At 62.2% G+C, this 11,831-nt stretch carries 11 protein-coding genes; 1 reads left to right on the top strand and 10 read right to left on the bottom strand.

From position 1 onward, the window contains the following. Window positions 1–80: 80 nt before the first annotated feature. From ACNQP3_RS03895 to ACNQP3_RS03860, 8 genes are all read right to left on the bottom strand, one after another. On the bottom strand, window positions 81–1,061 hold the full coding sequence (locus ACNQP3_RS03895; protein ID WP_060492853.1) for a transketolase family protein: 981 nt from the start codon (window positions 1,059–1,061) through the stop codon (window positions 81–83). Window positions 1,062–1,063: 2 nt separating this feature from the next. Continuing rightward, a complete protein-coding gene (locus tag ACNQP3_RS03890; RefSeq protein WP_060492854.1) occupies window positions 1,064–1,942 on the bottom strand; it encodes a transketolase in 879 nt (292 codons plus the stop codon). Window positions 1,943–1,980: 38 nt separating this feature from the next. Beyond that, the gene (locus ACNQP3_RS03885; RefSeq protein WP_060492855.1) at window positions 1,981–3,099 is read right to left on the bottom strand and encodes an LLM class flavin-dependent oxidoreductase; all 1,119 of its coding nucleotides are present in this window, start codon (window positions 3,097–3,099) and stop codon (window positions 1,981–1,983) included. A gap of 72 nt (window positions 3,100–3,171) precedes the next feature. Further along, the gene (locus ACNQP3_RS03880) at window positions 3,172–3,969 is read right to left on the bottom strand and encodes an SDR family NAD(P)-dependent oxidoreductase (RefSeq protein WP_060492856.1); all 798 of its coding nucleotides are present in this window, start codon (window positions 3,967–3,969) and stop codon (window positions 3,172–3,174) included. Window positions 3,970–3,978: 9 nt separating this feature from the next. Further along, the gene (locus ACNQP3_RS03875; protein WP_060492857.1) at window positions 3,979–5,475 is read right to left on the bottom strand and encodes a sugar ABC transporter ATP-binding protein; all 1,497 of its coding nucleotides are present in this window, start codon (window positions 5,473–5,475) and stop codon (window positions 3,979–3,981) included. 13 nt (window positions 5,476–5,488) lie between these two features. Beyond that, complete coding sequence (locus tag ACNQP3_RS03870; protein ID WP_264316821.1) at window positions 5,489–6,421, bottom strand: sugar ABC transporter substrate-binding protein; 933 nt, start codon at window positions 6,419–6,421, stop codon at window positions 5,489–5,491. Window positions 6,422–6,468: 47 nt separating this feature from the next. Beyond that, window positions 6,469–7,452: an ABC transporter permease gene (locus ACNQP3_RS03865; protein ID WP_082421378.1), complete on the bottom strand. Its 984-nt coding sequence runs from the start codon at window positions 7,450–7,452 to the stop codon at window positions 6,469–6,471. Between the two features lie 50 nt (window positions 7,453–7,502). Then, window positions 7,503–8,021, bottom strand: coding sequence for a flavin reductase family protein (locus ACNQP3_RS03860; RefSeq protein WP_264316820.1), 519 nt, complete (start codon window positions 8,019–8,021; stop codon window positions 7,503–7,505). 205 nt (window positions 8,022–8,226) lie between these two features. On the opposite strand from ACNQP3_RS03860, the gene ACNQP3_RS03855 reads away from it, so the two are divergent. Next, on the top strand, window positions 8,227–9,159 hold the full coding sequence (locus ACNQP3_RS03855; protein ID WP_177336841.1) for a LysR family transcriptional regulator: 933 nt from the start codon (window positions 8,227–8,229) through the stop codon (window positions 9,157–9,159). Window positions 9,160–9,204: 45 nt separating this feature from the next. On the opposite strand, the gene ACNQP3_RS03850 is transcribed toward ACNQP3_RS03855, so the two are convergent. Both ACNQP3_RS03850 and ACNQP3_RS03845 read right to left on the bottom strand, forming a co-directional pair. Further along, the gene (locus ACNQP3_RS03850; RefSeq protein WP_082421379.1) at window positions 9,205–10,851 is read right to left on the bottom strand and encodes a xylulokinase; all 1,647 of its coding nucleotides are present in this window, start codon (window positions 10,849–10,851) and stop codon (window positions 9,205–9,207) included. Next, window positions 10,763–11,668: a LysR family transcriptional regulator gene (locus ACNQP3_RS03845; RefSeq protein WP_060492861.1), complete on the bottom strand. Its 906-nt coding sequence runs from the start codon at window positions 11,666–11,668 to the stop codon at window positions 10,763–10,765. The genes ACNQP3_RS03850 and ACNQP3_RS03845 overlap by 89 nt, the downstream gene beginning before the upstream one ends. Window positions 11,669–11,831 lie beyond the last annotated feature (163 nt).

Raw genomic sequence — 11,831 nt, 5'->3', positions numbered from 1 at the left:
GCCCAACACACCCCTACAGACGTCGAGATGGTCGCCGTAGGAGCGTGCTGGCACTGCAGTGGGTGAACTGCAGCTGCAGGTTAGTCGATCAACTCTCTCGCCACGCTCTCGATGCCTTCGGCATCCAGCTTGTAGTGACGATAGAGGTGGGTAGGCGGCGCGATCAGGCTGTACTCGTCATAGATGCCATGACGGCGGATGCGCGTGCCAATGCCAGCCTCGGCGATCACCTCGCACACAGCGCCCCCCAGGCCACCGATGATGTTGTGCTCCTCGACGGTAAGGATCGCCCGGCTTTGGCGCGCCACGCGCAAAACAGCCTCCACATCCAGCGGTTTGACCGTGGTCATGTCCAGTACCCCCACCGAACGCCCCTGGGCATTGAGCGCCTTGGCCGCCTGCAGTGCCGGGTGCACAGTCGAGCCTGTGGCGATGATGGTCAGCTCGTCACCGGTAAGCAACGTGGTGGCCTTACCAAACTCGAACACAGGTTCTTCTTCGTACACCACCGGGTCACGCCCGCGCTGGATGCGGAAGTAGATCGGCTGCGGGTGATTGGCCGAGGCCTTGATCGCGGCCTTGAGCTGGTTGGCATCGGCCGGTGCGACGATGGTGATGTCAGCAATCGCGCGCATGATCGCCAGGTCTTCGGTGGCATGGTGCGAGGTTCCATAGAAGCCCAGGGATATCCCGGCGTGGTGGCCAATCAGGCGCACCGGTAGCGCCGAGTAAGCGACATCCATGCGGATCTGCTCGCAGCACAAAAGCGGCAAGAACGAAGCAAAGGTGGCCACGAACGGCTTCATGCCGACCGCAGCCATACCGGCGGCGCACGACACCATGTTCTGCTCGGAGATACCGAACTGCACGAAGCGCTCCGGATGAAACTGAGCGAATTTGGCCAGGCCGTTGGAGTATTGAAGGTCCGCAGTACCAGCGACCACCGGTTCGCCCTGCTCGACCAACGCCAGCAAAGCATCGGACAACGCATCCAGGCCAGGCGTTTGGGTATTGAGGGCACGGTACTGCCAGGAGTTGGGGGACAGGGGGGCAGTATTCATGATCAGATCACCTTGCTCTTGATTTCGTCGATGGCGCGTTGCGCGTCTTCAGGGTCCAGGTAGCCCAGGTGCCAGCCAGGTTCCGTCTCCATATACGAGACGCCTTTACCTTTGAGGGTCTGGGCAATGATGCACACTGGCTTCTCACGGCCCTTTTCAGCCTTGATGCGCCGCAACAGAGGGGTCAGCGCGGCCAGGTCGTGGCCATCGACGTCGTAGACCTCCCAGCCGAACGCACGCCATTTGTCAGCCAGTGGCTCGACACCAATCACATCGTCAACGCTGCCATCGAGCTGGAAACCGTTGCGATCGACGATCGCCACCAGGTTGCCTACCTTGTGATGCGAGGCGGCCATGGCCGCTTCCCACACCTGGCCCTCCTGCATTTCACCGTCGCCGACCATGACAAACGTAGTGAAGTCCTGGCCGAGCATGCGCCCGGCCATCGCCATGCCCAAACCGCCCGACAGCGCATGGCCGATGGAGCCTGAGGAGAAGTCCACGCCGGGCACCTTGCGCATGTCCGGGTGGTCACCCAGCGGGTTGCCCAGGCGGGTGTAGCCGTCGAGGATCTCCTTGTCGAAGAAGCCCCACTCCACCAGCACCGGGAACAGGCCCACGGCGGCGTGGCCCTTGCCCATCATGAATCGGTCGCGCAGCGGCCACTTGGGCTCGCCATGCCGCAGGGACATCACGTCGTAGTAAAGCGCGGCGAACAGCTCAGCCGCGGAAAACACCGAAGTGTAATGGCCAACCTTGGCAATCTCGATGAGGCGGATGGTTTCCAGGCGGATGAACTGCGCCTTTTCACGCAGGCGCGCCAGCTCGCTGGGCGTGAGCGCGTATTCGTCGGTGTTGCTCGGATCAACTGCTAGGGTCATGTTGCACCTTGGATCGGTAAACGTTCTGAAGGCATCAGTCAGGCGCTGACGGCCATGGCTGCATCGAGACGCGGCTGCATGTAACGGCTCAGTCGTGGCATCACTTCACGGGCGGTCAATTCCATCGAACGGCGCCACAAGGCCTCGTCATCCCATTCGTGGAAAGTGGTCATCAGGGTGCCGAACGGGCCGGTCCGCTCACTGAAGGCGACCAATTGCTCGACCACGCTGTCGGCATCCCCGTAAATCACCATCTCGCGGATGCAGTGATCGACCGTGACCTCGGCGTCAGTCATGTCAGGGCGGGTCTTGAAGATCTGCATGTAGTTGTTGCTGGCGAGGTTATCGATCATGTACTCGAAGTAACGCCGCAGGGTGCAGTTCGGATCAGCCAGGTAATCCTCGGCCTGGGCCTTGGAGTCTGCGACGAATACCGAGCGCGCCACGCGCCAGTTGCGCGGGTCGGCCTGGTGGCCGGCCTCCTCGGCACCCTTGAGGTAAGCCTGCCAGTGCGACGCTACCGTGGCGGTCGGGTTGAAGTTCGCGGACATCAGGTCCCAGTCCTTGCTGCCGGCCAGTTTCGCAGTGCTGGAGAACGGGCTCATGGCGGTCGTGGCAGGGCGCGGGAACGGATGCTGGAACGGCTTGGGCATGTAGCCGATCTCCAGCTCATGATTGACCGTATTCACCAGCGACACATCGAAGTACTCGCCAGAGAACTGGTAGGGTGCATTGCTGCTCCAGATCTTGCGGATCATCTCGTAGCACTCGACCATCATCCGGCCACGGTCCTTGCCGTTACTGCCATACACTTCAAAGTCGGAGGCCAACCCCCCTGGGCCGATACCCATGATGAAGCGGCCGCGGCTCATGTGGTCGAACATGGCAGCATCGGCGGCAATGCGCGCCGGGTGGTGGTGCGGCAAGTTGAGCACACCGGTGCACAGCTTGATGCGCTGAGTCAGCGGGATCAGTGCGGACATGAACTGCAGGGCGTTGGTAATCGGCTCGGTGCGCTGCGAGGTGTGCTCGCCGATCCACATTTCGTCGTAGCCGACCTGATCGGCGTGGACGACACAGGCTATGTCCTGGTCGTACATTTCATGGTAGTCCCAGCCCTTGTGGTGCAGAGGCTGCATGAACATCGCGAGTTTCATGATGGTTCTCCTTTATCAGGCGATAGCGTGCCCAGGCACCCACACAGGCGCCTTGGCGGTAGGGCGAGGGCGTCAGCTGCCGTGCAGCAGCCAGCCGCCGTCGACCGTGATGTCGGTGCCGGTGAGGTACGAGGCCAGGGGCGAAGCCAGGAACAACGCTACGTTGGCGATTTCGTATGGCTCCCCGGGGCGGCCCAGAGGGATGTTTTCCAGCACACGGTTGTGCTGGTGCTGGCGGAACAATTCAGGTTCCAGGTTGCCCGGTGTCGCGGTCAGCCCGGGCGAGATCGAGTTGACCCGGATGCAATGACGGCTCAGGTCCTTGGCCAAGCTGCGAGTCATGGCCAGGATCGCGCCCTTGCTGGTGTCGTAGGTCACATGGTTGGCCATTGGTCGATGACCGCACACCGACGACAGGTTGATGATGCTGCCGCCCTCCCCGTGTCGGCGGATCTGCGCCTGGGCGCACTGGGCGCCGAAAAATGCGGCGCGGGTGTTGATTGCCTGCATGCGATCCCAAAAGCCCTCGTCCACCTCGTCGATGGCCTTGAGTGGGTAGATGCCAGCGTTGTTCACCCAGATGCGCAGCCTGCCCTGCCCACTCGCTTCGGTCGCTAGCCGTTCGATCTGCGCACGGCAGCTGACATCGGTAGCGACGAAGTGCACGGCCAAGCCTTCGTCCATCAGCTCATCGGTGCGCTCGCGGGCCAGGCTGCCGATCACCACGCGCGCACCGGCCTGGGCCAGGCGCCGGGAAATGTCCAGGCCGATGCCAGAGCTGCCTCCGGTGACCACTGCCACTTGGCCGTCCAGGTCCAGCAGGCTCTCGAACGGCGTCTCGGGAAGGTGCTGGTATTCGATAGCGTCCATCGGCACTCCTCAGGCAGTCGCCAAGGCCATGATCTGCTGCGGTGCGACTTGCTCACCGTCGAGAATGCCCTGGCAAGTGCCACGGGCCATGACCATCACACGGTGGGAAAGGCCAATCACCTCGTCCAGGTCCGAGCTCACCACCACCACGGCCGCGCCACTGGCGGCGAGGTCGGCGATCAACTGGTAGATCGCGGCGCGGGCCCCCATGTCTATGCCACGGGTCGGCTCGTCGAGGATGATCACCTTGGGCTGCCGCGCGATCCATTTGGCGATCACCACCTTCTGCTGGTTGCCGCCGGAAAGCTTGTCCAGGGGCTTGTCCGGATCGCCCTTGACGCCGAGGGAGGCGATGCGCTCGCTGGCGAAAGCATCGATTCTGCCCCGCGTCAGCAACCCTCGAATGCCGAGGCGGTCAAGGTTGCAATACGCCAGGTTCTCGGCAATCGAATGGTCCAACACCACGCCTTCGGCCTTGCGGTCCTCGGGCACCAGCACGACGCCGGCATCGATCGAACCGCGCACACCGTCCAGACGCAGGACCTGGCCGTCGACTGTCACCTCGCCACTGGCTACCGGGTCGACCCCGGCAATGGCCCGGATAACCTCGCTACGCCCGGCGCCGACCATACCGGCGATACCGAACACTTCACCAGCACGCACCGAGAACGAGATGTTCTGGAAGCGCTTGCTGCGGCAAGTCAGGTGACGCACCGTCAACACCTCTCGGGCACGGGGCGCTGCGATCACTGGGAACAACCGCTCGATCGAACGCCCGACCATCTGTGCCACCAACAGGTCCACCTCGACATCCGCTTGAGCGTGATGGGCCACCAGGTGGCCGTCACGCATCACCACGATGCGGTCGGCAATGCGGCCGATTTCTTCCATTCGGTGGCTGATGTAGATGAACGACACACCTTCACGCTTGAGCACCTCGATCTGCTCGAAGAGCCGTTCAGTCTCCTCTGTGCCCAGCGCCGCGGTGGGCTCATCAAGGATCAGCAGCCGTGAGTTGAGGGTCAGGGCCTTGGCGATTTCCACCAACTGCTGAGCGGCAATGCTCAGCTCACGCACCAGTGTGTCCGGCGAAATGTCCAGGCCCAGGCGCTCAAGCTGCACCTGTGCCTCGCGGCGCATACGCTGGCGATCAACTACGCCACTGCGGGTCGGCAGATGGCCAAGGAAGATGTTCTCCGCCACGCTCAGCTCAGGCAGCAACTGAATTTCCTGGTGGATCATGATCACACCCAAGGCGATGGCATCCTTCGGGCAGGTCGGCGCATAGGGCTGTCCCTCGAGGGTCATGCGGCCACGGCTCGGGCACAGGGCGCCGGCGATGATCGACGACAGCGTGGACTTGCCAGCGCCGTTTTCGCCGAGTAGCGCCACCACTTCACCGCGGCCGATCTCCAGGCTGATACTCTCCAACACACCGACACCATTGAATGACATCCCCAACTGGTCGGCGCGGAAGAAGGGCGCGTGCGTGCTTGCCATTTTCATGCTCGGCGTCCTCTCATGGGTGGCGGGTGATGAACGTCTCGACGTTCTCGCGGGTGGTGACGAAGGCGGGCAGCGCCTGATTTTTCTCCACCGGCACGCCAGCCTTGAGGGCTAGCGCAGTGCGCAGGGCGACACGGCCCATCTCCACAGCTTGCTGAGTGATGGTCATGTCCATCTTGCCGTCACGCACCGCCTCCAGCGCAGGACGCAGGCCGTCGTAGCCGAAAATCCACACCTTGTGCTGTACGTTGGCCACGCGTAAGGCCTGGGCGGCGCCCAAGGCCGGGGCATCTGAGCGGCCAACGAAGACATCGATCTGCGGATGCTTCTGCAACATGTCCTGGGCCACCTTGAAGCCGCTGTCCTGCAGCCAGTCGGTGGGTTTGCGATCGACGATCACCATTCCCGGGGTCTTGGCCAGTTCGACGTCGAAACCATCGGCGCGGGTCTTCTCGGTGGTGTCGCCAAGGGTCCCTTGGAGCAGGCCGATCTGCGCCTTGCCACCGGTCAGTTTCACCACCTGACGCGCCAGCTCGGCGGCGGCGGCGATGTTGTCAGTGGAGATGTAGGCGTCACACTCGACGTTCTTCGGGAAGTTATCGACGCACACCACCGGTACTCCCTGCTGCTTGGCCAGGCGCACTGGCACAGCCGAGGCGGCGGACCCGGTGGCGGTGTACAGCAGCACGTCGATACCTTTACTCAGCAAGTCCTGAATCTGGCTGACCTGACGCGCGGCGTCGGCCTGCGCGTCAACGACCAAGACCTCCTCGATGCCATCCTTCGCGGCCTGCTCCAGCACGCCGTCACGCACCATCAGGTAGAACTCCCATTGCAGGCTTGGGATCGACATACCCACTTTCAGCGGTTTGCCTTCAGCACTGGCCAGGGCAGGCAGCAGCATCAAGGCAAGAAAAACGCGCACACGTGAAGAGAAAACGTTCATTTACACGCCTCCAGAATTGTTCTGATTGTCAAAGGCTGATGTGGGAATTACGCGGGCTTTCGCTTCATGGCATCGAGCATCACGGCAGCGGCGATGACCGCGCCAATGATCACTTGCTGGACGAAGGGCGAGATGCCGGCCAGGTTCAAACCGTTGCGCAGTACGCCGATGATCAGGACACCCACCAAGGTGCCGACCACGCTGCCAGCGCCGCCCTTGAGGCTGCCGCCGCCGATCACCACAGCAGCGATCACATCCAGTTCGTAGCCGACCCCGGCGCCAGCACCGGCGGTGTCAAGGCGCGAAGTGAGGATGACCCCACCCAGCGCGGCGGTGATGCCGCAGATCACGTAAACGATGGCGGTATGGGTCTTGACCCGGATGCCCGACAGCTTGGCGACCTTGGCGCTACCGCCGATGGCATAGAGGCTGCGCCCGGCCACGGTGAAGCGCAGCACGAACCAGAACAGCAGGGCCAGAACCACGAAACAGGCCACAGTCAGCGACACCACACCGGCGTATCGGATGATGGAAAGGTTGCCGAACCATTCTGGAAAGCCGCTGATCTGCGTTCCGTCCGTAACCATGTAGGCCAGGCCACGGGCAACGGACATCATGGCCAGAGTGGCGATGAATGAAGGCAATCCGGCACGCACCACCAGTACTGCCGTGACACCACCGCAGGCCGCGCCAGTAAGCAATGCCGCGCCGATCGCCAAGCCCATGGGCAGGCCGATGACGTGCTCGGCCCAGCTCATGACCATGATCGACACGGCCAGCACCGCCCCGACTGACAGGTCGATTCCACCAATCAGGATAACCAGTGTCATGCCCAAGGCCATGATGCCCAGCACGGTCACTTGATCGAGGATATTGAGGAGGTTGCTCAAGGTGAGAAATGCGTCGGTGGTCAGGCTGAGCACCACGCACAGAAGGACCAGACCGAGCAACGGGCCGGTGATGCCCGACGCCTGCGCGTTGAGCTTGAATGAAGGCGGAATCAGGCGCACCTTGGAACTGAAGCCATACATACGAACACCACTTCTTGTATTTATTTGAGGGGTACGAGCACTAATTGCAGTCAGGCTGCCAGTTCCCTGAAGCGCCCACCCATGTACACGAGTGGCGACTCCAGCGACTGGGTCATGACGTTCACGACATTGCCAATGAAGATGGTGTGGGAGCCGTATTCCACCGCCTGGACGACTTCGCAGAAGATCGAAGCCTGGGCGTCGGCCAGGTAGCGCAGGCCATTGACGCCCACAGCCCAGTCGCCATCGACGAAGCGCCGGTCTCGCAACTCAGGCTTGCTGAAGATGGCACACAGGGCCTCATGCTCTTTCTGCAGCATGTTCACGCAGAACAGGCCGGACCGTTTGATGATGGGTGACGCACTGGAATTACGGTTGACGCAGACCAGCGCGGATGCGGGGTCCATCGAAACCGAGGAGAACGCGGTGGCGGCCAGGCCGTGCGGGCAGCAGTGCTCGTCGACCGTGGTGACCAAGGTGACCGATGAGGCGAAACGCCCCATGGCGCTGCGAAACAGATCGGCGACATCCTGATTGCCGTGGGTGGTTTGATTCGATGCAACAGACATCATTCAACTCCTCTTAGCGTTGAGCCTGTTGCCATGTTAAGGAGCGTTTCTACCCGACAAGTATTCGATTTTCCCGGAATGACTTTTCAGCGCATTCGAAAGGCCACCCCCTGTATTAGCCGCCTTCAAGCCATTACATTGCCTAGCTTTAAGCAAACGTGAAAAATGATGCCCTGGCACGCAATGACGACAACGAGGTGACACCATGGCAGACAGGCTCCAGGACCTACGGCTGTTCAGGCTGGTGGTACAAAGCGGTTCATTGTCGATGGCTGGGCGTCAGCTTGGCCTTTCGCCAGCAGCCATGAGCGGTCGCCTTAAGGCAATGGAGGAGTTCTATGGTCTGCGCCTGCTAAAGCGCAATACACGTGGGTTGAGCCCCACCGCCGAAGGGTTGTACCTGTTCGAAGCGGCGCAGAAAATCCTGGAGGACGTGGAGGCTCTCGACGGCGTCATCCGTGGCGGTAGCGCACAACTGCGCGGTACGATCGGCGTCACCTGCCCCACCGATCTGGGCCGCCAGTGGGTCAGCCAATTGGTCGATGCGTTCGTCGAGGAGCACCCCCACGTCACCGTGCGGTTGTTCTTCACCGACCGCTTGCTGGACTTCGTCGAATCCGGCTCGGACATCGCGATCCGCTATGGCAATCTGCCTGACAGCACCCTGGTGGCGCGTTCGCTGGGAGGTGACCGCCGCATTGTCTGCTGCTCACCAGATTACCTGGCGCGCCACGGTACGCCGCTGTGCCCGGAACAGTTGCTGGAGCACAACTGCCTGATTCATCTACAAGCGGATTTCCCCCAGGACAAGTGGCGTTTCACGCGTGACGGGGAAACGTTTTCGGTGCAAGTCCGGGGTAATCGCCTGGTCAACGATGGTTTCACCCTGCGCCAATGGGCGCTGCAAGGGCTGGGGATCGCCTGGAAGTCTGTCTGGGAGGTTGCCGAAGATATTCACGAACAGCGGCTGGTGCCGTTGCTGGAGGATTTCAGCTGCCCAGCGACCGGCTTCCACCTGCTGACCGAGGGCGGTAAGAAACTGCCCCAGCGGGTACGGGCATTCGTCGATTTCGCAGTGCGTTACTTCAACGAACTGGAAACACCTGCGCGCCACCTGCTCAGGCCCGCGGGACATTGAAGGCTCAAGAGGTCTGCAACCGCGAGGAGGCCAGCAGCGACCAGCCTACATCCATGGCAACCTCGCCATGTCTCGGAACACCGGCCCGAGCGCTTCCAGCATCCTGCCGTAAACCTGCCGTCGCTGCTGGTACAACCCGTGCTTCGATTGGCCCGGCAGCGTGACCCCATTCACCGCCTCCGTCACCCGCCCAGCAGCCTGCTTCAGGTCGGTGAAAACCCCAGCTCCGTGGCCGGCCAACAGCGCCGCCCCTCGGGCCGCGGCCTCGAATACCCCGTGACGACGATAGGCCAACCCTAGCACGTCGGCCTTGACCTGGTTGAACACCTCGCTCGAGGCCCCTCCGCCTACCACCAGCACACCGCCTTCGACGGGCCTCAAGCCGGTGCCCCGTATGGCCTCCAGAAAAACGGCGTACTCAAAGGCGGTAGCCTCGACCATCGCCCGCTGCATGTCGGCCAGACCGTGCTGCCAGGTCAGGCCAACAAAGGCACCGCGCATATCCGCAAACAACGGTAAATGACGGCCGCCCATATGCGGTACGAACAACAGCGGTGGCACCTGTGCGCGTTCTCGCAATGCCGCGCTGACATCCTGAGGCGGGCGGGCTTCAGCCCGCAGCGACTCCAACCAGTCACAGCACAACCCGCCACCACCAACGTAGCCAGCGCTGTAATAGAGGCCCGGTATGCAGTGGCGCAGGGTCAGCAATGTGTGGTGCTGGTCGTCCACGCTGAAGTCGTCACGTACCGCGCAAAACACAGAGCCGGTACCCGCAATGTCCACGAGCTGCCCTGGCACTGACACGCCAGCACCCAGCAAGGTCGCGGCGACATCGCCGCACCCGGCGAACACCGGCGTACCCTGAAGAAGACCAAGCGCCTGTGCTATGTCGCGGGTCAAACCACCGACGCGCTCCCAGGGTTCGATGACGCGCGGCAGGTGCGCAGGGTCGAGCGCCAACGCCCGGACCAAATCAAGGTTCCAGCCACCGGAGGCAACATCGGCAAAACAGTTGAACCCCAGGCAAGTGGTATCCATGAACGCCGCTTGCCCAGGCAGCCCACACAGCCGTCCAGCCACCACAGCAGAAGGCACCGTCAACTTGCACAAGCGCTGGTAGAGATCTGGCTGTTGCTGGCGGATCTGCAGCCACCTGGCTCCATGGCTGGCGATCAGTTGGCTGCCCGAACGCGCCACGATCTCCCGCTCATGCGACCGCAACAAGGCCACGCTTGAGGCACAGGACAGGTCGAGCCAGGCATCGCAGGAAGTCGCGGGGTCACCCATGGCATCCACCGCACAGAGTCCAGCCATCTGCCCACACAATGCGATCCCGGATACCTGCGCCGGGCTCGCCCGGGCGTCGTCAAGTGCTTGCCGGATGGCCGCCAGCGGTGCATCGAGAAACCCCTCCCGCGCCATGCCTTGCCCGGGCCTCTGCGCCATCGGCACATCGCCCACGCGTGCGACACCACGCAAAGTGCCCTGGGCATCGAGGGCCACGGCTCGGGTGCTGGAGGTACCCAGATCGACACCCATGAGAATCGCCTGGCTGCTCACATTGCGTACCTCGACCAACGTGACCGGCGCGCGGCCACGGTCATTGAACGTGTACGTGCTCGACGAGAAAATCCAGCACCGCGCGAACCCGCAGCGGTACATAGCCGTCCTGGCCGACGAACACTGCATGAACTTCTTCCAGGTCGCCTGGGTTGTACGCCTCCATCACCGGCACCAGACGCCCCTCGGCGATGTCCTCACGCACCCGGAACGCCGCCAACCTCGCCAACCCTGTGCCACTGAGCGCCAAGCGGCGCAAGGCTTCGCCATCACTGGCCTGAACGTTGCCTGCCGTAACCACTTTGATCACCTGCCCCCCGTCCTGCAAAGGCCAGCCATTGAAGGCTCGCGCATAGTTGGCCGTCAGCAGGTTGTGGCACTGCAGCGCTGCGGGACAGTCTGGAACACCATGAAGCTGAAGATAGCCGGGCGCGCCCACGATCACCATGCGCGTTTGGCCAAGCTTGCGAGCGACCAGGTTGGAGCTTTTCATGGGGCCTGCTCGTACAGCGATATCGGTGCGCTGGCCGACTACGTCGATCACCTCGTCGGTCAGCACCAGATCGAGCTTCACTTCTGGCAAGTGCTTGATGAGCAGTGGGACCAGCGGCAACAGGTAGTGATAACCGAAGGCCATGTTGGCATTGATGCGCACCCGTCCTCGTGGCGCATCCTGGGAGGCAACGTTGCGCTCCAATTCGTCCAGATCGGCCAGTAGCCCCACGCCACGCTCGTAGTAAGCGCGACCTTCATGGGTCAGGCTCAGCTGGCGGGTCGAGCGGTTGAACAGTCGTGACCCCAGCCGCCCTTCCAGGCGTGCGACAAGCTTGCTCACCGCCGAGGGCGTTATCCGCAGGTCTCGCGCCGCTGCCGAGAAGCTTCCAGCCTGGACGACACGCACGAACACCTCCAGTTCACCGGAGCGGTTGATGTCAAGTCGGGCCATTGCTGATCCTTGGGCACAAATAGGAAAGATTAGCGTGCGGTATGGGGGCTGGGCAGACGGCAACGGGTAAAAACTGTTTTTAGAATCACTGACAAGTGAGGCTGCTCCCCTCACAAGGAGCCCAGCGACATTCACGACCTCAATTCACAATTGATTTGAATTA

It is taken from the genome of Pseudomonas sp. LFS074, from assembly GCF_047978165.1.
GTDB classification, from domain to species: Bacteria; Pseudomonadota; Gammaproteobacteria; order Pseudomonadales; family Pseudomonadaceae; genus Aquipseudomonas; species Aquipseudomonas putida_P.
Note: the sequence above shows the minus strand (reverse complement) of the source record. Positions and strands in the feature narration are given on the sequence as shown.